A 25,840-nucleotide genomic window follows, 5' to 3' on the forward strand; every position below is an offset into this window, starting at 1 on the left:
CATGCGACCGGCCACTTCGGAAGACCGCACGCCCCGCACCGCCGCGAGCGGACTCCCGCCGGAGGCAGAACCGGCCCCGCCCAGGCGCGTCGCACCCGGCGTTGACAGTCATCGACCTCACCATAAACTAGACTGACAAGTCAGACTAGTTTTGGGGCGGGTATGGCATCTGAGTCTGTGGAGCCCGTCCGTCGGCGGGCTCTCGTCGTGGGCTGCGGGATGGCCGGGTGCGCCGCGGCGTGGTGGTTGGAGCATGAGGGGTGGGATGTCGTACTCGTCGACAAGGAAGCCGATCCGTATCCGAGCAGCTACCTGCTGCAGCTGGACGCTCAGGCGACGCGGGTCCTGCGGCTCATGGGAGGCCGGCAGATCGTCGACGAGGTGACCTTCGCGGCGCCGGCGGTGTCGGTGCGGTGGGGCACGCGCAAGGTCCGCGAGTTCAAGATCGACGGTGACGGCGATTGGCGCCTCGCTCGCCGGTCGGTGCTGCTGTCGCGGCTTTTCGCGCACTTGCCCGCCGCAGTCCAGAAGAGGCTGGGCGTCGGGCTCGAGGCGCTGGAGCACCGTAGCGACGACGTTCTGGCCCGGTTCAGCGATGGTTCGGCGGAGTCGTTCGACGTGGTCGTCGGGGCGGACGGGCTGCACTCGACGGTGCGCCGGCTGACGCTGGCATCCGAAGCGCACAGCGTGTACCGCAATGGCCTCACCCACGTGTGGATCAACGCCGACGTGCCCCTGCCCGACGGGCGTGCGGTGATCTCCTCCCGCGAGGGGATGCTGTCGCTGATCTACCCGTTCCCGGACACCGACCAGACCTCGGTCATGGCGGTCGTTCCCGTGCCGGACTCGACCATTGCGGACGAGCCGATGCTGGTCGAGCAGGTTTGCGACATGGTCGAGCGCCTGGGCCCGGACATGCGCGCGGTCGCGGCGGCGGCACGGAAGTCCGAGGACACCAAGCTGACCCGGTTCTCGCAGGTGCGACTGCCACGCTGGTACACCCGCCGGGTCGTGCTCCTCGGCGACTCCGCGCACTGCATCGACCCGGTGTCCGGCATGGGCGCGCACGCTTCGCTGCCGGGCGCCAAGGTGCTGGCCGAGTCCCTGCGGGCCACGGACGACGTCACCCTCGCCTTCGCGCGGTTCGAGGCCGAGATCCGTCCCTTCGCCAGGACGGCACAGAGCATCACGGCGCGGACCGTGGAGTTCAGCACCCGGGCCGAGGGACGCAACCGCGCGGCCACACTTGCCGGAGGGATCGGCGATCTGCTGGCCACCATCCCGGCGACACTGACGAGGCACAGCAACCGCAGGCAGGCTGCGCTCCGGCCATGAACCCTCTTTGCCCCTGGCAGGTCACCGGGCCGGGACGAGCCCGCGTGGCAGCCAGGCACACTGGTCGCCGTACGATGCCGCTACTGCACATGAGAGAGATCAATGGGACGCACAGCAGGACGAGGACCCGAAGACACCAAGCGGTTGATCCTGGATGCCGCGAGGGGTGTCGTCGTGGCCCAGGGCGCCCGGGCGACCCTCGACGACGTGGCGGAAGCGGCCGGGATGACTCGGGGTGCCGTGATCTACCACTACAGCTCGAAGAACACGCTGTGGGTCGCCCTGACCCGCGATGTACTCACCCAGTTCCGTAAAGCGGTGCATGACGACGTCGAGGACGGCCAGAAGCCCGGCCGTCTGGCGCGTGCCTTCATCCGCGCATCGCTGGACGGAGACGAGATCGACGCCGTCGGCGAGCGGCTGTTCCTCCTGGCCGCCCTCGCCGTCACCCCCGGGGTGCCCGAAATCCTCGCCGAGGACGGGGCCAGCTGGAAGGCCGAGATGGCCGAAGACGGACTGTCGGTCGGAGCACGCACGGTCATCCTCAACGCCGTCGACGGCGCCGGCCTGATGACCGGGTGGGGGCTCAAGCCCGATCGCGCCGAACTCGTCGCCCTGCGTACCGAGCTGGAGAACCTCGCCAGCCCCGGCGTCCACCACTAGGGCGTGTTCTGAGAGTCGGCCGTCAGCCAGTGGTTGGTGACTGCGATGAGGTGCGTGGGCGATGGGCTCGAACGTCCACAGGGCGTCCATCGGGATCGTGAGCGGTCATCGTCCACTGCGTGGGCAGTGTCTCGATCCGTCCGACCGGCCACCCGGCGCCCAGAATCTGTTCGCGGACCTCACACAGCTGCGCGTGTGTTCCCACGCGCAGCCCCCATCCGGCATTGCCCAGAGGGTCGAGATCAGTGGTGGGGGCGGCAGTGGTTTCGACGATCATCAGGTGGTCGTCGCCGCCGACGTCGATGACTGCGATCCGAGGGTCCGAAGGGGTTGCAGCGCGCTCGAATGCGAGCACTGCTCCGAGCAACTCCGTGTAGTACGCCACGAGCCGGTCGAGGTCGGTCGTGGACAGAGTCAGATGGTTGATTCCGAAGAGTTCGGCCATGGTGGGCCAACTGTAGTGCAGTTGCCGGAGGACACCCGGGTCGCGCTTGAGGTGCGGTCACAGCGCCTGGCGTATCAAGGTGAGTTGGATGGCGGCTTCGTGGCGGACGGCGAGTTTCTCGAAGCGTGTCGCGACACCTCGTACCTGCTTGACGAGCCCGATCCGGCACTCGACTTTGTGTCTGGCCTTGTATTTCTCACGGTCGAAGCCGGGTGGGCGGCAGCCGGCCGAACCTCGGTGTCGGCGGTGGCCGGCCCGTCGCGCTTCTCCCCAATGATGTGAGGGATCTGCCGACGGCACTTCGGTGCCCGGCGCGGCGAAGTCGGGATCCCGCCATGGCACGGGCCGAGACGAGCATGCCGACCCCGCCGGGTAACCGGTGAACATCTCGGCGTCGCCCGCGGCCCTCTCCACCTTCGTGTCCGAGCATGGCACCCGACTTGAAAACTGTACTGACGTGTCAGTACAGTAATTGGGGCACGAGGTAGACGGCCGGCAGGCCGCATACGAACGGAGCACGACCATGACCAGTGTCAGCACCCGATCCGCCGACGTCGTCGTCGTCGGCGCCGGCCTCGCAGGGCTCACGGCAGCCGACCAGCTCTCCCGAGCCGGGCACGACGTCGTCGTCATCGAGGGCCGCGACCGCATCGGCGGACGGATCCACACGGTCGAGATCGCGGGCGTCCCCGTCGACGCCGGAGCGACCTGGGTCGCGCCGGGTCACACCGCGGTACGCGATCTCGCCCGCCGATTCGACTGCGAGTTCGTGCCCCAGTCCCAGCCGGGCAAGGGCGTCATGTCCTTCGGAGGCAAGCGCAAGATCGAGAGCGCCACGTCCATGGCACCCTGGGTGATGCTCGACCTCACGCGGATCATGGGGGTCCTGCAGAAAATGGTCGACGGACTTCCCGTCTCGTCTCCTTGGGAGCACCGCCACGCCGCGCACTTCGATTCGATGTCGCTCGGCGAGTGGCTGACCTTGAAGCACGCCCTGAAGGACACCCGGAAGTTCATGAACATGTTCAGCCTGGTGCACTGGGGCGCACCCGTCGGCGAGGTGTCACTGTTCAACGCGATGCGGTACATCAAGAACCTGGGCGGCATCGAGCACATGCTCGCCGTCGAGGGCGGCGACCAGCAGGACCGGGTGCTCGGAACAACGCACACGCTGGTCAGCAGGCTCGCGGGCACGCTCGAGGACTGTCTGCTCGTCGCCTCCCCGGTGGAGCGCGTCACCACGGCCGGCGAACGCATCACGGTCGAAACCGCCAAGCACACCATCGATGCCCGGTATGCCATCGTGACGGCGTCGCCGGCACACCGCTCGGCCATCGAGTTCACACCCGCACTCCCGGAGCGTCACTACGGGCTCTCGCGCAGTTGGCGGCTGGGAGCGCTCAGCAAGGCGTTCGTCGCCTACGACCGCCCCTTCTGGCGAGACGAAGGTCTCTCGGGGGAGGGAATGTCCGACGACGAGACCGCCTTCCTCACCTTCGACGTCAGCCCCCACGCCGACGGCCCCGGCATCCTCATGGTCTTCTGTGACGGCCGCGGATTCGACGCCTACGACAAGGACGAACGCCGCCGCCGCGTCATGAGGCACCTCATCCACCTCTACGGTGAGCCCGCGCGCCACTCCATCGACTACACCGACTTCTCCTGGGGCAACGACAGCTTCGCACCCGGCGGGCCGAACCCGGCGGTCGGACCGAAGACATGGACCACCTTCGGACCGTTCCTGCGCCAACCCGTCGGACGCGTCCACTGGGCCGGCACCGAAACAGCCGACGAGACATCCGGCACCATGAACGGCGCCATCCTCTCGGGCCGGCGCGCGGCAACCGAAGTGGCAGCACGCCTCGACGCCGGACAGTGAAGACACCCACCCTCACCGTCCTCGCCCTGCCCACGCGCCCCGCCGTGCGCGCCCCAAAACTGCTCCGCCTCCACACCGTCAGCTGCGAGGACCCGATCGCAGCGGTTCAGGTCATCTGGTCCTTCAAGTCCCGTGCCGCGCGAAGGTGTCCACCACCGTATTCACCTTGCGAAGGTTCAATCCGTTCGTTTTCGCGTGCACCCCTTTGCGGGATGCGTCCATTTCGGTGATGATTCCGGTTCCGACAGGTTGGGCTTGATGAACTCGACGAACAACAAACAGAATGAGGTCGCCGTGACGGTGGCCGCTGATTCCGCCGCGGGGGACGAACGGACGGCGGAGGGGAAACTGGGCTCGCGGGCACCCGGGTTCATACGGAAGTCAAGTTTGCTTCGCCTGGGCTGGCAGGTCGGGGTCTTCGTTGTTGGTCTCGCCGTGGTTGGGGCCGGCATCGCGATGCTGGTGCTGCCCGGACCGGGCTGGCTGGTGATTTTCGCAGGCATGGCCATCTGGGCGACCGAGTTCGTCTGGGCCCAGATCTTCCTACGCTGGACCAGGCGCAAGGTAACCGCAGCCGCCCAGCGCGCACTCGACCCCAAGGTACGGCGACGCAACATCGTCCTTACCACGGCGGGACTAGTGATCGTCACGGCACTGTTCGGGATCTACGTCTGGAAGTTCGGCATGGTTGTGCCGTGGAAGATCGAACAGTGAGGTCTTCAAGAGTGGCCACTGCTCGGATGGCCGGCTGGTGCCTGCGACGAACGAGGCGCCCGTGCCGTTGAGAGAGGTGTTCGACGTCTCGACTCATCAGCTCGTGAGCCTCGTTGGTTCCATATCCTGCGTACTCGACCTGCCTCACGGCCTGATGGAAAACTTCGAACCCCTCTCGGCGATCACACTGTAACCCGCAGGCTCGGCACCGGCTTGAGGATCAACCGCACCGAGGTTTCCGCATACAAGGCCGCCAAGCATCACCGGCGTTCGCTTTCTGAACCTCACCGCCCCTCCCCGGAGCCGCTCCCCCCAGCCACCGAGTGCAAATCATTGTGCCCTGTCACCACAGAACATCCGGCACATAAGACCAAGCCGGGCATGTGTCACAGGTTCAGCATCAACGGCGGCCACTACGTGACTCACCCACTCCGGGCAGAGGTCCGCCAATTCCATGAAGCACGGTCCGTTCGGCCATCAGGCGTTCGACGCTCGACCGCTCAGGAAGTCGGCTCACTGAGCTTCTTCGGGCTGGCCCCTGATCGGCCGAACGTGGTCCTGGCGGACAAGGCGTACTCCTCCCGTGCGATTCGCGAGCACCTACGCAAGCGCGGCATCCGAGCGGTGATCCCCATCCCCGCGGACCAGCAACGTCATCGGCCGCGTCGCGGCAGCCAGGGCGGCAGGCCACCGGCCTTCGACCGAGAGATCTACAAACAACGCAACACCATCGAACGGTGCATCAACCGCCTGAAGCAATGGCGAGGCATCGCCACACGCTACGAGAAGACCGCAACCATCTACCTGGCCGGACTACATATCGCCGGCATCTTCCTCTGGTCCGGCTGCTGACTCAGGGAACATATCCGGTGGCAGCCGACGGGGGTCGGTACACCCATTGTCAGTCGCCGGTGCCAGCATCACAGCTATGAGCGCCATCTTTACCACTCCACCGCGGCCGTTCGACATCGCCGCACTCTTCCCTCAACTGGCTCCGCTGGTGCGGACGGGCACGCGGCTGCACCCGCGGCCGGGGTCGCCCACTGTGCACGACAGCTCCGTCGGCGGGCCGCTCCTGTGGCCCGCCGGCGAGCCGTGGCCGCACTGCGACGAGCCGCACGACAGGCACGCGTCGCAGACGGTCCACTCGCCGGACGATGTCCGGCTGCTGCGTCGCGATCTCGCAGCCGCGGACGAGCGGCTGCGGCTCGACCCCGAGGCGCCCGAGGTCACCCCCGAGGAACGGGAGAACTGGGAGCGGATCAAGGTGGGACGCCCGTGGTTCGACGGCCCGATCCCCCTGCTCCCCGTCGCCCAGCTCTACGCCCGTGACGTCGCCTTCCCGTGCCCACCCGATGCGGACCTCCTCCAGGTCCTGTGGTGCCCCTTCGACCACGCCGAACGCGCCCACCCCACGACCACACTCGTCTGGCGCTCCGCCGCCACTGTCACCGACCTCCTCGACGCACCGCCCGAGCCGCCGGTCATCCAGTCCCAGTGGTACCTCCCGGAGCCATGCCTGTTCTCACCGGAACAGGTCACGGAATACCCCAATCCCTCAGAGCTGCCGGAGGAGTTGCGTGCCCAGGTGGAGGACATGAGCCGATGGGCGTCGATCGACCCCGCGCTGTACAGCAATTACGCGTACGACCCGGGGGAGCTGTACTTGAACAACCTCTGCCACGCACCAGGCTGGAAGACCGGCGGCTGGACCTGCTGGGGCCTCAGCGACCCCGTGGACCGACCCTGCCCCGAGTGCGGCACGGACGAGGTGCCGCTTCTCACCATCGCTTCCTCGGAATGGGACGCCGGCAGCGGAACCTGGGTTGCCGAGGAGGAGCCGACGAACCCGGCCCCGCCTCCCCTGGGAGCGCGGGACGGCAACTTCACGCTGATCGACATCGCCGGCGGCTACAACCTCCAGCTCCACGTCTGCCCGGCCTCCCCGGACCACCCGCACATCGAACTGGTTCAGTAGGCCCTTGCGGAAGTCCTCCGCGCCACCGGGTGCACCGCGATTGTCACACCGGCCACCAGCCTCTTCCAGCTATCAGGTGATCCAAGCTGAACGCCCTAAGCGTCGTCCGCACCACGACCTCACTCCGACCGACCAGACCCTCAACCGGGCACTGTCTTGCACCAGGGTGCCGGTCGAACGCGGTGCCGCCCGCCTGAAGTGCCGGCGGATTTTCCGTCATGCCCGATGCAGTCCGAACCGCATGACGTCAATCGCCAGAGCCGTCCTCACTCTCGAGCGGCACCGCTGACGAAGCTCGATGAACAACGCGAAGATCGAGAAGGCCATGGGGTGAGGCGAAGCGTGAGCGGGCGCTGCGGCTGGCTTGTCCGGTCAGTCACAGCGCTCCGGACGAGCTCGGAAGCGGAGGCATGGGCTCGGTCCATCTGGGCCGCTCCCGAGTGACTGCTGTACCGGGCGGTCCACGAGGAGGCGGACGTCTCTGCCGTACCTGCTGCGCTCAACCCTCTTGTCGTCGCCCGCGTAAGGAGCCGGAGCTGCGACCCACGCCGGAGCAATTGCTTGACGTGTGCGTGGACCGGATCGGCCTCGGAAAGCCGACCACAGAGCCGGATTGCCCACCTCGGCGGGCAGCCGACAAAGAGCCGCCCTCGCTGGTCGCGCAGCCTCTGCCATCGCGGTCGGCCGTGGCGCACCCTCGCTCCGCCGCAGCCGCCGGGGGCGGCCCCACCGCTCTCTATCTCCGCAGTAGGCGGAGCCGGATGGGCCTGATGCTGCGGAACACGCTGTTCATCCTTGTGTTCGTCGCGTTCGCGGCGGGCGGCGGCCTGGTCCACGTCGCCGAAGGTGTGAGAACACTGGTCGGGTTCACGGCTTTCTTGAAGCTGCTGAGGCTCTTCGGTCTGCTGAGCCAGGGCGACGGACTCGTACTGAACGACCTCGGTATAGGCGTCGACTCCCCCACGAACCTGGCGGCGCTGCGTTGGTCCGAGGCCATCTCCGTCGAGCTCAGGCAGGGGGCACGCGACACCGTGCTCGGTGTTCCCGCCACCGAGGTGCAGGACCTCTGAGAAGCCCTGATCCAACGTGGGCAGCTCGCTGACGAGCGGGCGTAACCGGGCTGCCGCCGGCGGCCGTTGGAATTGTGTGACGAGAACCAAAGAACGCGCCGAGGACACCTGCCCGCTTGTCTATCAGTGCCGTCTGTCGCTGTCCACGCGCACCGTCAATCACCTCGCCGACCTGCTGCGGCGTCATCTGAAGGCGATCCGGTCCAGGTGACGGATCCTGTCGCCCGGGAAGATCGCGGTAATCGTCCTGGACGAGCTTCGCCACGACCAGCGCCTGGCCGACATGGCGGGCGGCAACAACATCTCCGAGTCCACCGTCCGTCGCTGGCGCGACGAGATGATCGCCCTGCTCGCCGCACAGGCCCCGCGCCTGGACCGTGCCTTGCAGACGATCGCCCGCCAGGGTGGGGAGGCCGTCCTGATTGAGGGCACCCTGGTCCACACTCAGCGCCGAACCGGGAAAGCCGACCGCAAGAACTACTCCGGCAAGCACCGCCAGCACGGCCTGCAGTTCCTCGCCCTCACCGACGAGAGGGGCCGCCTGATCCGGATGTCCGCCGCCCGGTCCGGCCGCACCCACGACAACACCGCCGCCCGCCACGACCACATTCTGGCCCACCTGCGCGCCGCTAGCCTCGGGGCGCTGGCCGACCTCGGCTTCCGCGGCCTGGACAACGACATTCACAGCCCCTGTGATCGTCACCGGCTTCGCCGCCACCCGCGCCCACAAGCTCACCCCGGGCCAGAAGGAAGCCAACCGTGTCCTCGCCGTCGGACGTGCACCGGTCGAGCACGGCTTCGCCCACCTCAAGAACTGACGGACCTTGACCAAGCTTCGTACCGATCCCGCCCACGCCACCCGCCTCCTGCGTGCACTGCTCGTCCTGACGAATCTGGAAGTCAACCGCTTAAACAACACCGCATGGAGTTTCCGGCGACATCACCTTCGGGAGCCGCCCTCTGGCCAAGAACCCCAAGCGCGGCTTTGACTTGCTCGAACACGGCAACGGCAGTGAAGGGACACGGGCGTGCGCGCACGGGGCATCAACTACGACACAGGGTTCCTCCCGGGGGAACAACTCTCCCGCAAGAGCTTCACCTCTGAGACGGTCCGGCACGACATGGCGGTGATCTCCAGAGATCTCCACTGTGACGCCGTTCGGATCTCGGGACGAGAGCCCGAACGGTTGAGCATCGCTGCAAGACACGCTGCAGACACCGGCCTTGAGGTCTGGTTCGCCCCCTTTCCCGTGGACCTTCCCCGCGACCAGTTGCTCCCGTTCTTCGCCGACTGCGCAGCCCGGGCCGAAGCCGTACGGGAGGCCGGCACCGAAGTGGTGTTCGTCGCCGGCTGCGAGATCAGCACGTTCTGCGGCGGTTTCCTCCCGGGCGACACCTACGGCGACCGCCTTCGGGCCATGGCCGACGCCGACATGGAGTGGTGGTCCTCCCTCGGACCGGTGCAAGAACGCCTCAACGACTTCCTCTCCCAGATCGCCGCGACCGTCCGTACGCACTTCCGCGGGAAGATCACCTACGCCTCGGCTCCCTGGGAGTTCGTCGACTGGGATGCGTTCGACCTCGTAGGCATCGACGCCTACCGAGCCGCCTACAACGCCGACAGCTTCCGTGACGAGCTGCGTGGGCACCTCGCCCACGGCAAACCCGTCGCGGTGACCGAGTACGGAACCTGTGCGTACCGGGGCGCGGGAGAACGTGGCGGCATGGCCTGGCAGGTGCCGCCCGGCGCGGTCCCGGACGAAGACGAGCAGGCGCGCTACCTCACCGAATTGCTGGACATCTTCGAGGACGAAGGCGTGGACACCGCGCTCTGGTTCACCTTCGCCGGTTACAGCAGGCCCGGGGAGCGAGACCTTGGCTCCTACGGCGTCGTCCGGATGCTCGACGAGATGCGCTGGGAACCGAAGAAGGTGTTCCACACGATGGCAGCCAGATACCAACGCAGCTGATCGACCAAGATCTCCGGCCTTTGGCAGCACCCGCTTCACAGCCCCCGACCACCGTCACACTGGGGTGCGGGGTGACGGATGATCTACTGCACAGACTGCCGCCCGCGACCAGCATGAGCACCCCGAACTACCATCACATCAGCCCTTTGACCTGCGCCTTCAAGTTGGCGAAGCCTCTGTCTGCGAGGCAGGAAACCGACCCCGGCCGGCGGTGCCCCCAGGCCCCCTTCGGCGCTGAAAGCGGAACTCTCTGCGATCTCGGCGACTGCGGGGCTTGCCGTTGGTGTCAGCGGTTCTCGTCGGCTGTCGCTCCGTGCTCCTCGTCGACCCTGGTGGTGACACCGGTCTCGACGACGGTGCGAGTGGCATCCACAGACGCGTAGACCCACAGAATGCGCATCGGCTCCGTCGTCGAGGCGTTTCGGAAGCGGTGGGTGGTACCGGCGGGCACGTACGTGGTGTCGAAGCGAGTCACACGATGCTCAGTACCGTCGATCTCCACGATGGCGTCACCCTCGAGGATCGTCACGCTCTCCGGACAGTTGTGCGTGTGCAGAGGGATGGCCGCGCCGCCGTCGAACAGGGTCTGGCCGGTGAGGAAGACCTCCGCCCCATGGGCGCGGGTGACCAGAGGGATGGTGCGGGCGCCACCGCTGCGGTCGAAGGCGGTCAGTTCTGCCGGACGCAGGACGGCGGGCGGGAAGGATGCGAAGCAGGGGGCGTGCGTGGCGTGGTCGCGCATGGCGTTTCTCCTGGTGGTGCGGTCACGTGGCGACATGTTCTGTACAGCGTCGGTGTCGACTCGCGTCGACGCTCTCGGCGCCGAGTGCGGCGGTACCGCCGGCCCCGGCGTCGGCCACGTCGGTGGTCGAGGAGCGACGCCGGGGTCCCGGCGAAGGACCACCGGCGGGCACGCTCCGGGCGGAACGGCACCCGTTCACGCCTCAGGTGACGCTGATGGCGCCCGTGAGGAGGGCGAAGGCGATGTAGCCGAGGGAGACGAGGACGCCCCAGCGCAAGGCGTGCTTCTGGAAGTCGCCGAGTTCGGTCTTCACGAGGCCGATGAGGACCCACAGCGGGGCGCTCGTCGGACCCATCATGTGGAGGATCTGACCGATGGCGCCGGCGCGGGCGATCTCGTTGGCGTCGATGCCGTAGTGCGCGGCGGACTCGGCGAGGACGGGGACGACGCCGAACCAGTAGCCGTCGTTCGACATGAAGAAGCCGAGGGGCAGGGACAGGAGGGCGGTGAACAGCGGGATGACGTTGCCCCACCCGTCCGGGACGATCGAGAGGGCCGCGTCGGCCATCTCCTTGATCATGCCGGAGTCGGTCATGATGCCGGTGAAGACACCGGCGGCGAGGACGAGGATCATCACGGGCACGGCGTTGGCGGCCTGGCGCTTGATGAGCTCCTGCTGGTCACCGATGGCGCGGATGTTGACGAGCAGGGCGATGACGAAGGCGACCATGAAGAGCACGAGGAGGTCGGCGACCTCGAGGATGAGGAGCACCATCAGGAGCACGGTGAGGGCCGCGTTGAACCACATCCGCCAGTCGGCCCGGACCGGCTCGAACGCCTCGCCGGAGGCGATCTCGAGCTTGTAGGCGGCGAGCTTCTCGCCGTCGATGCGGCGGCGCTCGCGCAGGCCGAGCCAGTAGGCGACGGCGATGATGGCGAGGCTGGTCAGCGCCATCGGGCCGATCATGTGGACGAAGTATTCACTGGCGTTGAGGTGCAGGACGCTGATGCCGCGGGTGGCGGCGCCGCCCCAGGGGGTGGTGCCGGAGATGGTGCCGAGCGACATGGCGGCCAGGGTCGCCAGGACCAGGGGGTTCATGCCCAGGCGCCGGTAGATGGGCAGGAAGGCCGAGCAGACGATCATGTAGCTGGTGGTGCCGTCGCCGTCGAGGGCCACGCAGAGCGACAGCACCGCGGTGCCGATGACGATGCGGAGCGGATCGCCCTTGGAGGCTCGGACGATGGCCTGGACGATCGGCTCGAACAGTTTCACCTCCATCATCAGGCCGAAGTAGAGGACGGCGAACAGCAGGAGCGCCGCGGTGGGCGCGACCGTGTCCAGACCGTTCATGATCATGTCGCCGAGCTGGGTGCCCTTGCCCGCTATGAGGGCGGCGACGATCGGGGTGAGCATGATGGCGGTGAACGCGGAGAGGTACTTGCGCATCACGAGCAGCATGAAGCTGCCCAGCGTTGCGAAGCCGAGGACGGCGAGCATCGTTGCTCCTTGGTCGGTGCAGGACTGAGGGCCGCCGGTCGGACGGCGGCACAGAACGGCGCATCGGGTCAGTGCGTGTCGGTTCGGGCGACGACCGGCAGCGCACGCGTGGCCGTACTCGGCTCGTGCGTCGGGTCGGTCATGGTACGTGCGGCTCCTGTAGGGCGGGCTCGCCGGACGGGGGCGGGAAGAGAGGAGGGAACCAGGCCATCGATCTTCCGGACAACCGGTTTACCGGATTGCCGGTAGGTAACTAGAATCCAGCCATCACGTCAATACCGAAGTGAGGAAATCGATGGCCGAACTCGCCAGGATCACGGTCGAGCCGCGCGAGCCGCTGGCCGCCGAGGTCTCCCGCCGCCTGATCGACTACCTGATGTCCGGCGAGGTGCAGCCCGGCGACCGCATCCCCTCCGAGCGGCAGCTCACCGAGATGCTCGGGGTGAACCGGCCCACCGTGCGGGAGGCGATCAAGTCACTGGGCTTCCTCGGCCTCCTGGAGATCCGGCAGTCCAGCGGGACCTACTTCCGCGGCACCGACTCCGACGTGCTCTACCGCCTGTTCGAGATGGGGCTGGTCCTGGGCGAGCGGGGCGCACGCGACATGGTGCAGGCCCGCGCCGAACTGGAGGTGATCGTCGCCGGGCTGGCCGCGCGAGCGCGCGACGAGGCGGGCGTCGAGTTGCTCAGGGCCCGGCTGACGGCGATGCGGGAGTGCCCGGACGACGAGTTCCCCGAGGCGGACACGGCCTTCCACGCCGCCCTCGGTGAGCTGGCCGGCAACACGGTGCTGCGCGACATGCTCAAGGGCATGCGCGCGATGATCCAGCGCGGCTGGGTGGAGCGAACCGGCGCCGTGCGGTCCCGAGAGGTGGCCTACGCGGACCATGTGCCGATCTTCGAGGCGGTCGCGAAGGGCGACGCCGAGGCCGCCCGCGCGGCGATGGCCCAGCACATGGACGGCGCGTCCCGCCGCCTGATGAAGGCACTCGAACAGCGCGAGGCGTAGGGGTATCGCGGGCTGCCGGACCGGCACCGGCAGCCCGCACGGCCTCCCACGAGCACAACCGGTTGACCGGTTGACCGGTTCGGCCTAGAGTGACGGTACGGCTTACACCACACCGTGTTGCCGCCCCCATCTCGGGCCCGCACAACCGTCGTCACGGGCGTTCACCCGTACGGCCCGGAGCAGGCCCGCGGTCGGGACCCTTGCCGGTCCCCGCCTACCGGAAGAGGTAAGAACCCCGGTGATCGAACCCCACCCCCTGGTCGCCATGATCCATGCCGTGCCGGCCGCGCACCGCACCGCCGAAGAGGCGTTCGCGCGGGAGTTCCCGCAGGCCACGGTCTGGAACGTGCTGGACGACCGCCTCCTGGACGACGCCCGCGGCGCCGGCGGACTCACCGGCGCGCTGCGCCAGCGCATGCTCCGCCTGATCGGCCACGTGATGGACGGCGGCGCGCGGGCCCTGCTGCTGACCTGCTCCTCCTACGGGGAGGTCGTGGACACCGCCCGCGCCCTGTGGGACGTACCCGTGCTGAAGTCCGACGAGGCCATGTTCAAGGCCGCCCTGGGCGGGCCCTACCGGCGTATCGCCGTGGTCGCCTCCACCCCGCCCGCCGTACCGGCCGCCGTCGCCCAGCTCGAGGCGCTCGTCCCGGCGGTCCGCCCGGACCGCCCCCTCGACATCGTGACCGCCCTGAGCGAGGAGGCCGCCGCGGCCGACGACGCAGAGGCCGCCGCCCGTCACTTGGCCGACACCCTGCACGCCGCAGACGGTGCCGACGTCGATGCGGTCCTGCTGGCGCAGTACTCGCTCAGCCCCGCCCGCGAAGCCCTGGCCGGCCTGTTGGGTGTGCCGGTACTGGACGGTGCGGGCGCCGCCGCACGTGAACTTCGCGTCCTGCTCACACCCGACGGCCCCCCGGTCCCGGCCGCGGCGGTCGCCTCGTGACCGCGCGCCCGCCCTGGCCGCTGGCCTACACCGTCTCCGGTGACGACTGCTCCGCGCCGATGCCGCTCGGCTTCGCCGCACCGCTCACCGAGGCCGTCCGTCGACTGGCCGAGCTGGGCTACGACGGGGTGGAGGTGCAGGTCCGCGACACCGGCGCGCACGCCGCGGAGGCACTGACCCGAACCGTGGAAGCCGCCGGCCTGCGGGTACTGGGCATCGGCACCGGGCCCGTCGCCGCACAGGACGGGCTGACGCTGACCGATCCGTCGCCCGACGTACGCCGTCACGCCCTGGGCCGCCTGCTGGGCGCAGCCCGTCTCGCCGGCGAGCTGGGTGTACCGGTCACCCTCGGGCAGACCCGCGGCACCTTCCTGCCGGGGCTGGAGGACATGCAACGCCTCTGGGCCGAACGCGCCGTGCACCGACTGGCCGGGGAGGCGGCCGACCACGGCAGCCGGCTCCTGCTGGAACCGCAGTCGCGGGCCGGCACCTCGCTGTGGCACACCCCCGCCGAAGCGCTCGCCTTCATCGACTCGCTCGACGCTCCCGCCGGACTGGTACTGGACACCCACCACCTCGACGCCGAGGGCGTGGACCTGGTCCCGGCCGTCACCGAACACGCCGCCGTCACCGGCTGCCTGCAACTCGCCGCGCGCTCCGCCCGAGGCCCACTGACCATCGGTGATCCCCGGCTCCCCGCCCTGTTCAGCGCGTTGCGCGAGGGCGGCTTCACCGGCTGGCTGACGCTGGAACACACCCAGGACGGCGACAGCCCGAAGGCCGCCGCCCGCTCGTGGACCGCGCTCACCGACGCCGCGGTCGTCCTGCCCTGACCCGCCCCACTCCCCACCCACTTGTTCTGAGAGGAACCCGCCCCATGAGCAGCACGACCTACCGCCTCGGCGTCCTCGAGGGCGACGGCATCGGCCCCGAGATCGTCCCGTCCTCCGTCGAGATCGCCACCGCGGCCTCCGAAGCCGCCGGGGTCCACATCGACTGGGTGACCCTGCCCCTCGGCGCCTCGGCCATCGAGAGCCACGGCACCCCCGTCCCCGAGGAGACCAAGGACGCCCTCGCCGGACTGGACGGCTGGTACCTCGGCCCGCACGACTCCGTCAGCTACCCCGAGCCGCACAAGTCGGCGCTCAACCCCTCGGGCACCCTGCGCAAGCACTTCCAGCTCTTCGCCAACATCCGCCCCGCCAAGTCCTTCCCGGGCGCCAAGTCCGTCTGCGACAACGCCGACCTGGTCATCGTCCGCGAGAACACCGAGGGCTTCTACGCCGACCGCAACACCTTCGCCGGCACCGGCGAGTTCATGCCCACCGCGGACACCGCGATCATGCTGGGCATCATCACCCGCGAGGCCACCGAGCGCGTCGCCCGCGTCGCCTTCGACCTGGCCCGCTCGCGCCGCAAGAAGCTCACCATCGTCCACAAGGCCAACGTCCTCAAGCTCACCACCGGCCTGTTCCGCACGGTGTGCCAGGAGGTCGCCAAGGACTACCCGGACGTCGCCGTGGACGACTTCCACATCGACGCCATGACCGTCCACCTGGTGCGCCGGGCCCAGGACTTCGACGTCATCGTCACCGAGAACATGTTCGGCGACATCCTCTCCGACCTGGCCGGCGAGATCTCGGGCTCCCTGGGCACCGCGCCCTCGATCAACTCCTCCGCCACCACCGCCATGGCCCAGGCCTCCCACGGCTCCGCCCCCGACATCGCCGGGCAGAACGCCGCCAACCCGGTCGCCATGATCCTCTCCGGCGCCATGCTCTTCGAGTGGCTCGCCGCCAAGCACGGCGACGAGAAGCTCGCCACCGTCGCCCGGACCATCGAGAAGGGCGTGGCCGACGCGATCGCCGCCGGCACCTCCACCCGCGACCTCGGCGGCTCCGCCTCCACCACCGAGTTCACCGCCGCCGTCATCAAGGCCATCGGCGCCGGCCGGTAGCAGCGCCCCCGAACGCCCGGGGCGGGCGGGTCCCCACGTCCCCCGGACGCCCGGGGCGGGCGGGTTCCCACGTCCCCCGCCCGCCCCGGACCGCACGAGCCGCACGACGCACAGCCCGAGGAGAGACTCCGACCATGTCCCTGCGCATCGGCTGCATAGCCGACGACTTCACCGGCGGCACCGACGTCGCCGCCGCCTTCCGGCGGGCCGGCCTGCGCACCGCCCTGGTCTTCGGTGCCCCGGACGGCACCACCGCGCTGCCGGCGGACTGCGACGCTGCCGTCATCGCCCTCAAGTCCCGCTCCACGCCCGCCGACGAGGCCGTCGCCGACTCCCTCACCGCTCAGCGCTGGCTGTGGACCAAGGGCGCGGCGCAGGTGTACTTCAAATACTGCTCCACCTTCGATTCCACCCCTCAGGGCAACATCGGCCCGGTCACCGACGCCCTCCTGGACGCCGCCGGCGCCGGCGTCACCCTGCACTGCCCGGCCTCTCCGCCCAACGGTCGGACGGTCTACCAGGGTCACCTGTTCGTGCAGGACCAGTTGCTGTCCGACTCGCCGCTGCGCCACCACCCGCTCAACCCGATGACGGACTCCGCCCTGGTGCGACTGCTGGCCGCACAGACCCGCCACCGGGTCGGCCTGATCGACTGGGCCACCGTGCGCCGCGGCGTCGAGGCGGTGCGCGCCGCGGTCGTACGACACCAGCAGGCCGGTGTCCGGCACATCGTGGCCGACGCCCTCACCGACGACGACCTGGCCGTACTCGGTTCCGCCACGCTCGAACTCCCGGTGGTCGCCGGCGCCGCGGGGCTCGCCGAAGGACTCGGGCACGCATACCCGGCCACCGGACCGGCCGCCGCCGAACCGAAGCCGCCCGAGGGACGGGCCGCGGTTCTGGCCGGCAGTTGCTCGGCCCGCACCCTGGAGCAGATCGCGCAGTTCTACGCCGCCGGTCTGCCCTCCCTCCACCTCGACGTCCTCGCCGCCGCCACCGGCCGCGACGTCACCGGCGAGGCCCTGGCCTGGTACGCGCAGCAGGACCCGGACCTGCCCGTCCTCGTCTACGCCTCCGCCTCCCCCGAGGAACTGGCCGCCGTCCAGGCCCAGCTCGGCGTCGCCGAGGCCGCCGCGCAGGTCGAGGAACTCCTCGGTACGCTCGCGTCCCACCTCGTCGAGCGTGGCGTACGCCGGCTCCTCGTCGCCGGCGGGGAAACCTCGGGCGCAGTCACCACCGCCCTCGGCGTCCGTGCCGTCCTGGTCGGCGAGGAAGCCGATCCCGGCGTGCCCTGGACGTACGCCTCCACCACCAACGGCGACCTGGCGCTCATGCTGAAGTCCGGCAACTTCGGCGCCCCCGATCTGTTCACCCGTGCCCTCGCGGAGGCCAAGTGACCGCCTACGCGGACGAGTCGGCGGCCCGTCTGCTCATCGTCCGGACCGCCCGATCGCTCTTCACCCGCGGTCTGACGCACGGCTCGACCGGCAACCTGTCCGTCCGCCTCACCGACGGCAGCCTGCTCCTCACCCCCACCGGGTCCAGCCTCGGCACCGTTCAGGAGGCCGACCTGTCGCGCACCGACCTCCACGGAAAGCACCTCGACGGCCCCCGGCCGACCAAGGAGGCGTTCCTGCACGCCGCCTTCTACCGCGCACGCCCCGGCGCCCACGCGGTCGTCCATCTGCACTCCACCCACGCCGCCGCCGTCTCCTGCCTCGCCAGCGTGGACCCCGCCGACGTGCTGCCCCCGCTCACCGCCTACTACGCCATGCGCGTCGGCGCCCTTCCCCTGCTCCCCTACCACGCCCCCGGCGACGGGAGTCTGGAGCCGCTCGCCGAGCGGACGGCCCGCACCCACCGTGCCGTCCTCCTCGCCAACCACGGGCCCGTCGTCGCCGGCGCATCCATGGAGCAAGCCGCCGACGCCATCGAGGAACTGGAGGAGACCGCCAAGCTGCACCTCCTCCTGCGAGGACACGGCACCCGCCCCCTCACCCCCGAGCAGGCTGCCGCACTCGCGCCCACATCCCCCTGACGGCCGGATGAGAAGCGGGTGCGGCAGCCCCCGATGAAGGAGCACCACCATGCCTGAGACACTCACTCCCGTCCCCACTGCTGACCTCGTCGACCAGTACGGCACCGACCTGCGCGTCTGCGACCTGCAGTTCCGCCAGTACGGCGCCAACCGGAGCTTCGCCGGTCCGGTCCGCACCGTCTCGTGCCACGAGGACAACGGCCTCCTGCGCGACCTGCTGCGCACCCCCGGCGACGGCGCCGTCCTCGTCGTCGACGGCGGCAGCTCCCTGCGCACCGCCCTGGTCGGCGACCTCATCGCCGGCGCCGCCCAGGACAACGGCTGGGCCGGCCTCGTCCTGCACGGCGCCGTCCGCGACAGTGCCGCGCTCGCCGGACTCCGCCTCGGCATCAAGGCGCTGGGCACCGTCCCGCGCAAGAGCGCCAAGGACGCCGCGGGAGCCGTTGACGTACCCGTCACCTTCGGCGACGTCACCTTCCGCCCCGGCGACATCCTGCACGCCGACGACGACGGCATCGCCCTGCTGCCCGAAGGCACGGTGAGCTGACCGGTGCTTCTGAGAACCTTCGGCTGGTCGTTCGCGGTCACCGCGCTCGGCCTGGTCGCGGCGATCTTCTACGGGGGGTGGACCGCCTTCGGCATCGTCGCGATCCTCTCGATCATGGAGATCTCGCTGTCCTTCGACAACGCGGTGGTCAACGCCGGGATCCTGAAGAAGATGAATGCCTTCTGGCAGAAGATCTTCCTCACCATCGGCATCCTCATCGCCGTGTTCGGCATGCGCCTGGTGTTCCCGGTCGTGATCGTGGCGATCAGCGCCCAGCTCGGACCCATCGAGGCCGTCGACCTCGCGCTCACCGACAAGGACCGCTACCAGGAGCTGGTGACGGACGCCCATCCGTCGATCGCCGCGTTCGGTGGCATGTTCCTCCTGATGATCTTCCTCGACTTCATCTTCGAGGACCGCGACATCAAGTGGCTGGCCTGGCTGGAGCGTCCGCTGGCCAAGCTCGGCAAGGTCGACATGCTGTCGGTCTGCATCGCCCTGATCGTGCTGCTGGTCTCCGCCATCACCTTCGGCGCCCACGCCCACCAGCACGGCGGCGCCCATGTCGACAAGGCCGAGACCGTGTTGCTCGCGGGCATCGCGGGCCTGATCACCTACATGATCGTCGGCGGTCTCTCCGGCTACTTCGAGGACAAACTCGAAGAGGAGGAGGAACGCGAGCACGAGGAGGAGGAGCGGGCCGCGCGCACCGGCAAGCCCAAGTCGGCCGTCGCGCTGGCGGGCAAGGCCGCGTTCTTCATGTTCCTCTACCTGGAGGTCCTGGACGCGTCGTTCTCCTTCGACGGCGTCATCGGCGCCTTCGCCATCACCAACGACATCGTCCTGATGGCCCTCGGCCTCGGCATCGGCGCCATGTACGTCCGGTCCCTGACCGTCTACCTGGTCCGCCAGGGCACCCTCGACGACTACGTCTACCTGGAGCACGGCGCCCACTACGCCATCGGCGCGCTCGCCGTGATCCTGCTGGTCACCATCCAGTACGAGATCCACGAGATCATCACCGGCCTCGTCGGCGTCACCCTCATCGCCTGGTCCTTCTTCTCCTCCGTGCGCCGCAACCGCGCACTGGCCGCCGGATGAGGTGAGCCCTCACCCTCCCGGGTCGTCCGCATGCCACGGTGCGCCCGCGCGGACAGGGCGCGCACCGGCAGCGATCCGCAGTGCGTACACAGGCACATCGGCGGAGTTCGGCACAGGGCCGAGGTAGTCGTGGCCGGTCATGTGGCACCAGGCGGGCAGGTCGAGCGGGGCGGCGGGGTCGGTGGCGACGACGTGCACGACGGTGCCCGGTTGGGCGCCGTCGATGTCCTTGCGCAGGCGGAGCAGGAGTGTGACGCAGAGCAGGCCGGTGCCGTCGACGGTGAGGTCGGGGCCGGGGGTTTCGTGGTTGGTGGCGTTCATCGGCGGTGGGCGGTGGCGGCGACGGCGGGCAGCAGGGCGAGGGAGAGGGCTCCGCCGGTGAGGGCGAGGGCGGGGTAGCTGGTGGCGGCGACCATGATGCCGGAGGTGATGCCGCCGGTGGCGCCGGCGATGGCGATGGAGACGTCGACCAGGCCCTGGGTCTTGGCGCGGGTGGCGAGCGGGACGGTGTCGGTGATGATCGCGGTGCCGGAGACGAGGCCGAAGTTCCAGCCCAGCCCCAGCAGGGCCAGGGCGAGGGCGAGGAGTGCGACGGAGTCGCCGGGGGCTGCGGCGGCGAGGAGGCCGGCTGCCAGGAGGGTGGTGCCGGACGCCGCGGCGATCTTCATGCGGCCGTAGCGGTCGACGAGCCAGCCGGTGAGTGGGGAGGGCAGGTACATGGCGCCGATGTGGATGCCGATGACGAGGCCGGAGGCGGCGGTGGAGTGGCCGTGGTCGTGCATGTGGACCGGGGTCATCGTCATGATCGCGACCATGACGAGCTGGGTGAGGATCATGACGAGGGCGCCGAGGACGACGCCTCCGCGAGCGCCGGTGTCGGTGTCACCGCCGGCGGCCGGGTCGGTCGCGGCGTCGGCCTCCTTGGCCCGGGCGACGGTTCGGGCCAGTAGCAGCGGGTCGGGGCGCAGCCAGAGGGCGAGGACGAGGGCGGCCAGCGCGTAGGCGGCGCCGGAGATGACGAAGAGTCCGGCGAGCTGGGGGATGCCGAGGTGTTCGGCGAGGGTGCCTGCGGGGGCGGCGAGGTTGGGTCCGGCGACGCCGCCGAGGGTGGTGGCGACCAGGACGGTGGACACGGCGCGGGCGCGGTGGCCGGGCGGGGCCAGGTCGGCTCCGGCGTAGCGGGCCTGGAGGTTGGTGGCGGTGCCGGCGCCGTAGACGAACAGGGCGAGGAACAGCAGGACGGGGGTGTCCAGGACGGCGGCGACGATGACGCCGGCGGAGCCGATGGCGCCGGTGAGGTAGCCGGTGGCGAGGCCGGGGCGGCGGCCGCGGGCCTGGGAGATACGGCCCACGGTGATGGCGGTGAGGGCGGAGCCGGCGGTGAACAGGGCGCTGGGCAGTCCGGCGAGGCTGGTGGTGCCGAGCATGTCCTGGGCGAGGAGGGCGCCGACGGTGACGCCGGCGGCGAGACCCGCGCCGCTGAGGATCTGGGAGGCGACCAGGACGCGCAGGATCCGCCGCTGTGCTTGGGCGGGGTCGGATATGAGTCCCGGGGCGGTGGGTGCGGCGTTGGTCATCTCTCTCCTGGTGTGTGAGGAAGCCGGGCATTGCCGGGGAGCGCAAGGCTGGACGCGGTGAGTCGTACGGGTTCCGTGAGGCGTCCGAATGGTGGCCTACCTGCTGGGGGCGGTGGCGCCCGGCGCGATGTCGTCCGCGTCGGAGGCCGCGAGGACGGTCCGCGCCGCGCGTTGTCCGGCGGCCAGGGCGCCTTCGATGTGTCCGGCGTGATCGGTGGCCGTCTCGGTCGTCGCCCAGTGCAGCCGGCCGTCGAGAGCCGGCCGCTGGTAGAGGGGGTGGCCGAAGAGCGAGTAGTCGGCGAGGCGCTGCACGGTGGACGGGGCGGTCCACTCCTCGGTGCTCCAGTCCTGCACGTGCAAAGCGAGGGGGGAGGCGGCGGCCGGGCCGAAGAGCCGGGCGAGCTGGGCGGTGACGGCCTGCTCGAAGCCGGGGCGGACGGTGCGCGCGTGGGCGAAGCCGAACAGCGCGGCCGGCTCACCGCCGGGCCCGGACATGTCGTGGATCTCCTGCAGCGGGCCGGTCCGGCTGAACGCCGCACCGGCCAGACCGTCCTCGCGCCAGAACGCGGTCGGGTAGTGGGCGACGACCTTGACGGCCGCGCCCATCCACACCGGGGTGGACTGGGCCAGGCGTACGAGGTCGTCGGGAAACGCGTTGGGGAAGTCGATGCGCTCCAGTGCGAGGGCCGGGGGGACGGCCAGGATGACGTGCCCGGTGTGGAGTGTGCCGGTGGGGGTGAGCACGTCGAGGCCGCCGCCTTGGCCTCCGGGGTGGACGGCGGTGGCGGGTGTGCCCAGCCGCAGGGCCCCGGTGGGAAGTCCGGCGGCAAGGACGGTGGCGAGGCTCTGCGCGCCGGTGGCGAAACGGCGTGACGGGGCGTCGATCAGGTTGCCGGTGAGACGGCGGGTGCCGGTGGTCTCCTGGAGCATGGTGTCGCCGGAGAGGTGCTGGTCGAAGGTGGCGATGTTACCGCGGGCGGCCAAGGTCCGTACGCGTTCCTCGCCGTCCCAGAACCAGGTGGCTCCCAGGTCGAGGGCCCGCTCTGGGTGCGCGGCGGGGACGGAGAGCAGGCGGCCGCCGACGCGTTCACGGGCCTCCAGAACGACGACATCGCGGCCGGCGGCGTGCAGCGCGGTGGCCGCGGCCAGTCCGGACGCGCCGGCGCCGATGACGATGACCTCGTGGGTTTCCTGGTGGGGCATTGTGGCTCCGTTCTGCGCAGACTGAACCCCCGCGGTCGTCGGTGGTTGCGGCATCGGGTGGAAGACGGGGCGGAGTGCCGCCCGCCGCGTGCCCGGGGCGCGCGGCGTGGCGATGGGTCCCGCTACTCGCCGCCGGAGGTGTCCAGGACGATGCGGAAGCGGGGAGCGCCGGAGCGCAGCCGGGTGACGGCATCGTCGGCCTTCTCCAGCGGCATCCGCTCGATCATCGGCCGGACACCCGTGACGACGGCGAAGGCCATGGCCTCTTCCGTCTCGCGCGGGCTGCCGGTCAGGTGGCCGGTGAGGGTGTGGCCGTTCATGACCAGCCGGGCCGCCGGGACGGTCACGGATCCCGCGTCGACGCCGACGAGGATGAGCTGCCCGTGCGCGCGCAGACCGGTGAGCAGTTCGTCCACGGGGGCGGTGGAGGAGGCGGTGCAGACGATGAGGTCGGCGCCGCCGAGCTCCTTCAGGGCGGCTCCGGGCGCTCGGGCGTCGCTGTCGACGTAGTGGTGGGCGCCGAGCTCACGGACGAGGTGCTCGCGGTCGCCGCCGCGTGCGACGGCCACGGTCTCGTACCCGAGCTTCGCGGCGAACTGGACGGCGAGGTGGCCCAGGCCGCCGATCCCGAAGACGGCGACCCGTCCTCCGGCGCGGATGCCGGCCTTGCGGATCGCGTTGAAGGTCGTCACCCCGGCGCAGCCGAAGGGGGCGGCGTCGAAGAGGTCGAGGCCGTCGGGGATGCGGGCGAGCGCGTCGGCGGGGACGGTGATGCTCTGCGCCCAGCCGCCCGGGTAGGACAGGCCGGGGATCCTGCGTTCGGCGCAGTGGACGACGTCGCCGGTGCGGCAGTACGCGCAGTGTCCGCAGCTGCCTCCGAACCAGCCGACGGCCACCCGGTCGCCGGCCGCCCAGCCCTCGACCGTGTCGCCGGTCTCGGCGATGACACCGGCGACCTCGTGGCCGGGGGTGACGGGGAAGGCGGTGTCCTCGCCGGTGGCTGCGGCTGTGCCGATGTCGGCGTTGCACACGCCGCTCGCCACCACCGATACGCGGACCCACCCGGCAGGAGGCGGGACCGTCTCGGCCGCCTCCGGGTGCAGAGGCCCGCGGGGCTCGGTCACGACCACGGTCATGGCGCTGTCCGACATGGTGCCTTCCGTTCCGAACGACGATGCTCATAGCTGCTGGTTATGCTGAATTGGCGGGAGACCCACCGTAGGCAGAGAAATCGCAGCCGGGTAGAGGACATCAGTGAATGGAGCGATAAGCCGTGGCTATGGCAACGGATCGCCTTAATCTCGAAGGGCTCCGCTATGCGCAGGCGGTGGCGGAGACCAAGTCGTTCAGCGCCGCCGCGAGAGCGTACGGGGTGACGCAGCCCGCACTGTCGAACGGGATCGCCAAGCTGGAGGAGCGCCTGGGCGGCAAGCTGTTCGAGCGGTCGCCGCGCGGCGTGACGCAGACCGCGTTCGGCGTCAAGATCCTACCGCTGATCGAGCGGGCCCTGGCCGCGCTCGACGCCGTCGGGGCGGAGGCCCGGCGCCTGACCGAATCCGGTGAGCAGAAGATCCGCATGGGCGTCTCGCCGTTGATCGGCTCACACCTGGTCGCCCGCGCGTTCAGCATGGTCCAGGGCCTTCCCACGCCGAGGGACCTGGTGCTGCGCGAGGCGAACATGCAGGAGCTGCGGGAATGCCTGCTGGCCGGCCAGCTCGACATCATCCTGATCCCGGCCGTGGCGGCGATGCCCCGCTTCGAGCACCGGGTCATCGACGTCGAGCCGATGGTCGTCGTCACTCCCGACGCGGCGGAGGCAACCCCCGTCGAACTCGCGGAGGCCGGCAAGGAGCAGTTCATCCTCGTCCCCGACACCTGCGGCCTGACCACCTTCACCACGCAGCTCTTCCAGGCGCACGAGATGCCGCTGAACACCTATCCGGGCGAGGCCGCCAGCTACCGGGTCCTGGAGGACTGGACGAAGCTCGGCCTGGGCTCGGCGATGGTCCCCCGCTCCAAGCTCACCTCGCCCGACGTCTGCCACCGCCCCCTGCACGACCGGGGCCGCGAAGTGCAGATCTCCTTCGAAGCGGTCTGGAGCGCCGACTCCCCGCTCGCCGAGGACCTGCTCCGCCTCGCCGACAGCCTCGCGGCCGGCCGCTCCTAAGCCATACGCACTGCTTATATCCCGATTCAGCGAAGTCCTCTACCGGACCTTGACGGGAATGCCTAACGTGGCAGCCACGTTGCGGAAACCGCCGCATCGCCCTCTCCCTGTCAATCGAGTGAGGCATAACCATGGCGTATCTTCAGATCACCTTGCAGGTCGACCCGGCCCACCGCGCCGCGGCCGCGGGCGTGTACGAGAAGTACAAGCAGCCGTTCCTCGACACCGTCCCCGGCGCCACCGGCAAGGAACTCCTCCTCCGCGACGAGGACGTCCAGGTTCTCCACGGCTTCCGGGACGTCGCCGACGCCAAGGCGTACCTGACCAGCGAGCTGTTCACCCGCGATGTCGTCGGCGGCCTGTTCCCATTGCTGAAGGCCGACCCCGACGTGCGCGTCTACGACATCGCCTGAGGCCCGGTCGTGCACGAACTCACCGCGCTGCTGCGCGAATACGACCGCGCCCGCGCCTACACCGATGAGCTGTGGAAAGACCTCAGCCCGGACGAGGTGACCTGGCGACCGCACGAGGACTCCAGCGCGATTGGCTGGCACCTGGGCCATCAGGCCCACGTCGCCCACTTCATGATCCGCAACCTCACCGCCGCCGAGCCCAGCCCCGACCCGGAGCTGGACGGGCTCATGGACTCGGCGAATCCGGAGAAGTTCCGCGGCGCGCTGCCCACCGTCGAACGGCTCACCACGTTCCGCGACACCGTCGCCGAACGCGTGCACGCCCGCATCGGTGACATCGCCGCCGGCCGGGTCGGCGCCCCCACCCAGCTGACCGTCGTCGCCGATCACCTGCTGGTCGCGCTCATCAACCACGAGTACCAGCACGACCAGTGGATCAGCGAGGTCCGCGCCGACAACCTCGGCCACGCGCTGCCTCCCGACCCGGCCTCGGACTGGCTCAGCCGCATCGACGGCTACCTGGTCTGCAACCCCTACGCCTGACCGCCTGCGCCTCTGTCCAGGTGAAGCCGGCAGCAATTTCGACAC

Annotated in this window: 29 protein-coding genes and 1 pseudogene; 23 read left to right on the forward strand and 7 right to left on the reverse strand. The window is 69.8% G+C overall.

Annotation, left to right across the window (positions count from 1 at the left end; genetic code table 11):
• Window positions 1-162 precede the first annotated feature (162 nt).
• Both Sco07f_RS22940 and Sco07f_RS22945 read left to right on the forward strand, forming a co-directional pair.
• Window positions 163-1,335: an FAD-dependent oxidoreductase gene (locus Sco07f_RS22940; RefSeq protein WP_108989027.1), complete on the forward strand. Its 1,173-nt coding sequence runs from the start codon at window positions 163-165 to the stop codon at window positions 1,333-1,335.
• A gap of 102 nt (window positions 1,336-1,437) precedes the next feature.
• Entirely contained in the window at window positions 1,438-1,998 is a 561-nt protein-coding gene (locus Sco07f_RS22945; RefSeq protein WP_087788595.1) for a TetR/AcrR family transcriptional regulator, read from the forward strand.
• A gap of 22 nt (window positions 1,999-2,020) precedes the next feature.
• Here Sco07f_RS22945 and Sco07f_RS22950 read toward each other — a convergent pair whose 3' ends face one another.
• The gene (locus Sco07f_RS22950; RefSeq protein WP_108989028.1) at window positions 2,021-2,443 is read right to left on the reverse strand and encodes a VOC family protein; all 423 of its coding nucleotides are present in this window, start codon (window positions 2,441-2,443) and stop codon (window positions 2,021-2,023) included.
• A 15-nt stretch (window positions 2,444-2,458) separates the two neighbouring features.
• On the opposite strand from Sco07f_RS22950, the gene Sco07f_RS41360 reads away from it, so the two are divergent.
• The 10 genes and pseudogenes from Sco07f_RS41360 to Sco07f_RS22995 all read left to right on the forward strand — a co-directional run bounded on the left by Sco07f_RS41360 (window position 2,459) and on the right by Sco07f_RS22995 (window position 10,054).
• The gene (locus tag Sco07f_RS41360; protein WP_244942119.1) at window positions 2,459-2,725 is read left to right on the forward strand and encodes a hypothetical protein; all 267 of its coding nucleotides are present in this window, start codon (window positions 2,459-2,461) and stop codon (window positions 2,723-2,725) included.
• Between the two features lie 241 nt (window positions 2,726-2,966).
• Window positions 2,967-4,322, forward strand: coding sequence for a flavin monoamine oxidase family protein (locus Sco07f_RS22960; RefSeq protein WP_108989029.1), 1,356 nt, complete (start codon window positions 2,967-2,969; stop codon window positions 4,320-4,322).
• 258 nt (window positions 4,323-4,580) lie between these two features.
• Complete coding sequence (locus Sco07f_RS22965) at window positions 4,581-5,036, forward strand: TIGR02611 family protein (RefSeq protein ID WP_108989030.1); 456 nt, start codon at window positions 4,581-4,583, stop codon at window positions 5,034-5,036.
• Window positions 5,037-5,579: 543 nt separating this feature from the next.
• Window positions 5,580-5,888, forward strand: a pseudogene (locus Sco07f_RS39790) (transposase); the annotation flags it as partial.
• 76 nt (window positions 5,889-5,964) lie between these two features.
• Window positions 5,965-7,014 (forward strand): hypothetical protein, encoded by a 1,050-nt coding sequence (locus Sco07f_RS22975; RefSeq protein ID WP_108989032.1) that lies wholly within the window; start codon window positions 5,965-5,967, stop codon window positions 7,012-7,014.
• A gap of 76 nt (window positions 7,015-7,090) precedes the next feature.
• Complete coding sequence (locus tag Sco07f_RS22980) at window positions 7,091-7,303, forward strand: transposase family protein (RefSeq protein WP_439959695.1); 213 nt, start codon at window positions 7,091-7,093, stop codon at window positions 7,301-7,303.
• Between the two features lie 472 nt (window positions 7,304-7,775).
• A complete protein-coding gene (locus tag Sco07f_RS22985; protein ID WP_108989033.1) occupies window positions 7,776-8,084 on the forward strand; it encodes a hypothetical protein in 309 nt (102 codons plus the stop codon).
• A gap of 16 nt (window positions 8,085-8,100) precedes the next feature.
• The gene (locus tag Sco07f_RS40760; protein WP_159106979.1) at window positions 8,101-8,295 is read left to right on the forward strand and encodes a hypothetical protein; all 195 of its coding nucleotides are present in this window, start codon (window positions 8,101-8,103) and stop codon (window positions 8,293-8,295) included.
• Between the two features lie 126 nt (window positions 8,296-8,421).
• Window positions 8,422-9,189, forward strand: coding sequence for a transposase family protein (locus Sco07f_RS41245; protein ID WP_369695779.1), 768 nt, complete (start codon window positions 8,422-8,424; stop codon window positions 9,187-9,189).
• Window positions 9,113-10,054 (forward strand): glycoside hydrolase family 113 protein, encoded by a 942-nt coding sequence (locus tag Sco07f_RS22995; RefSeq protein ID WP_108989034.1) that lies wholly within the window; start codon window positions 9,113-9,115, stop codon window positions 10,052-10,054. The genes Sco07f_RS41245 and Sco07f_RS22995 overlap by 77 nt, the downstream gene beginning before the upstream one ends.
• Window positions 10,055-10,340: 286 nt before the next feature.
• On the opposite strand, the gene Sco07f_RS23000 is transcribed toward Sco07f_RS22995, so the two are convergent.
• Both Sco07f_RS23000 and Sco07f_RS23005 read right to left on the reverse strand, forming a co-directional pair.
• Window positions 10,341-10,796, reverse strand: a complete 456-nt coding sequence (locus Sco07f_RS23000) for a cupin domain-containing protein (protein WP_108989035.1) — start codon at window positions 10,794-10,796, stop codon at window positions 10,341-10,343.
• A 202-nt stretch (window positions 10,797-10,998) separates the two neighbouring features.
• Window positions 10,999-12,294: a CitMHS family transporter gene (locus Sco07f_RS23005; protein ID WP_087788608.1), complete on the reverse strand. Its 1,296-nt coding sequence runs from the start codon at window positions 12,292-12,294 to the stop codon at window positions 10,999-11,001.
• Window positions 12,295-12,589: 295 nt separating this feature from the next.
• Here Sco07f_RS23005 and Sco07f_RS23010 point away from each other — a divergent pair, with 295 nt between their 5' ends.
• From Sco07f_RS23010 to Sco07f_RS23045, 8 genes are all read left to right on the forward strand, one after another.
• Window positions 12,590-13,303, forward strand: a complete 714-nt coding sequence (locus Sco07f_RS23010; RefSeq protein WP_167468180.1) for a FadR/GntR family transcriptional regulator — start codon at window positions 12,590-12,592, stop codon at window positions 13,301-13,303.
• A 238-nt stretch (window positions 13,304-13,541) separates the two neighbouring features.
• Window positions 13,542-14,249: an aspartate/glutamate racemase family protein gene (locus Sco07f_RS23015; RefSeq protein WP_108989036.1), complete on the forward strand. Its 708-nt coding sequence runs from the start codon at window positions 13,542-13,544 to the stop codon at window positions 14,247-14,249.
• Entirely contained in the window at window positions 14,246-15,082 is an 837-nt protein-coding gene (locus Sco07f_RS23020) for a sugar phosphate isomerase/epimerase family protein (protein WP_244942120.1), read from the forward strand. The genes Sco07f_RS23015 and Sco07f_RS23020 overlap by 4 nt, the downstream gene beginning before the upstream one ends.
• A gap of 44 nt (window positions 15,083-15,126) precedes the next feature.
• The gene (locus Sco07f_RS23025; protein WP_167468181.1) at window positions 15,127-16,206 is read left to right on the forward strand and encodes an isocitrate/isopropylmalate dehydrogenase family protein; all 1,080 of its coding nucleotides are present in this window, start codon (window positions 15,127-15,129) and stop codon (window positions 16,204-16,206) included.
• A 134-nt stretch (window positions 16,207-16,340) separates the two neighbouring features.
• On the forward strand, window positions 16,341-17,603 hold the full coding sequence (otnK, locus tag Sco07f_RS23030; protein WP_108989037.1) for a 3-oxo-tetronate kinase: 1,263 nt from the start codon (window positions 16,341-16,343) through the stop codon (window positions 17,601-17,603).
• On the forward strand, window positions 17,600-18,244 hold the full coding sequence (gene otnC / locus Sco07f_RS23035) for a 3-oxo-tetronate 4-phosphate decarboxylase (protein WP_087788612.1): 645 nt from the start codon (window positions 17,600-17,602) through the stop codon (window positions 18,242-18,244). Before otnK ends, otnC begins: the two co-directional genes overlap by 4 nt.
• 49 nt (window positions 18,245-18,293) lie before the next feature.
• The gene (rraA, locus tag Sco07f_RS23040) at window positions 18,294-18,791 is read left to right on the forward strand and encodes a ribonuclease E activity regulator RraA (RefSeq protein WP_108989038.1); all 498 of its coding nucleotides are present in this window, start codon (window positions 18,294-18,296) and stop codon (window positions 18,789-18,791) included.
• 3 nt (window positions 18,792-18,794) lie between these two features.
• The gene (locus Sco07f_RS23045) at window positions 18,795-19,892 is read left to right on the forward strand and encodes a DUF475 domain-containing protein (protein ID WP_087788614.1); all 1,098 of its coding nucleotides are present in this window, start codon (window positions 18,795-18,797) and stop codon (window positions 19,890-19,892) included.
• A 9-nt stretch (window positions 19,893-19,901) separates the two neighbouring features.
• Here the strand turns inward: Sco07f_RS23045 and Sco07f_RS23050 are convergent, their stop codons facing one another.
• The 4 genes from Sco07f_RS23050 to Sco07f_RS23065 all read right to left on the reverse strand — a co-directional run bounded on the left by Sco07f_RS23050 (window position 19,902) and on the right by Sco07f_RS23065 (window position 23,823).
• A complete protein-coding gene (locus Sco07f_RS23050; protein ID WP_108989039.1) occupies window positions 19,902-20,213 on the reverse strand; it encodes a sulfurtransferase TusA family protein in 312 nt (103 codons plus the stop codon).
• On the reverse strand, window positions 20,210-21,469 hold the full coding sequence (locus Sco07f_RS23055; RefSeq protein ID WP_108989040.1) for an MFS transporter: 1,260 nt from the start codon (window positions 21,467-21,469) through the stop codon (window positions 20,210-20,212). Before Sco07f_RS23055 ends, Sco07f_RS23050 begins: the two co-directional genes overlap by 4 nt.
• A 96-nt stretch (window positions 21,470-21,565) precedes the next feature.
• Window positions 21,566-22,672 (reverse strand): flavin monoamine oxidase family protein, encoded by a 1,107-nt coding sequence (locus tag Sco07f_RS23060; protein ID WP_108989041.1) that lies wholly within the window; start codon window positions 22,670-22,672, stop codon window positions 21,566-21,568.
• Window positions 22,673-22,794: 122 nt separating this feature from the next.
• A complete protein-coding gene (locus tag Sco07f_RS23065) occupies window positions 22,795-23,823 on the reverse strand; it encodes an alcohol dehydrogenase catalytic domain-containing protein (RefSeq protein WP_244942121.1) in 1,029 nt (342 codons plus the stop codon).
• 128 nt (window positions 23,824-23,951) lie between these two features.
• On the opposite strand from Sco07f_RS23065, the gene Sco07f_RS23070 reads away from it, so the two are divergent.
• The 3 genes from Sco07f_RS23070 to Sco07f_RS23080 all read left to right on the forward strand — a co-directional run bounded on the left by Sco07f_RS23070 (window position 23,952) and on the right by Sco07f_RS23080 (window position 25,795).
• A complete protein-coding gene (locus Sco07f_RS23070; RefSeq protein WP_108989042.1) occupies window positions 23,952-24,839 on the forward strand; it encodes a LysR family transcriptional regulator in 888 nt (295 codons plus the stop codon).
• A 131-nt stretch (window positions 24,840-24,970) separates the two neighbouring features.
• Window positions 24,971-25,252 carry a hypothetical protein gene (locus Sco07f_RS23075; protein ID WP_108989043.1) on the forward strand — a complete coding sequence of 94 codons (282 nt, stop codon included), beginning with the start codon at window positions 24,971-24,973 and terminating at the stop codon, window positions 25,250-25,252.
• Between the two features lie 9 nt (window positions 25,253-25,261).
• Window positions 25,262-25,795, forward strand: coding sequence for a DinB family protein (locus tag Sco07f_RS23080; protein WP_108989044.1), 534 nt, complete (start codon window positions 25,262-25,264; stop codon window positions 25,793-25,795).
• Window positions 25,796-25,840 lie beyond the last annotated feature (45 nt).

The sequence above is a fragment of the Streptomyces coelicoflavus genome (genome assembly GCF_003112555.1).
In the GTDB taxonomy this organism is placed as follows: domain Bacteria; phylum Actinomycetota; class Actinomycetes; order Streptomycetales; family Streptomycetaceae; genus Streptomyces; species Streptomyces coelicoflavus.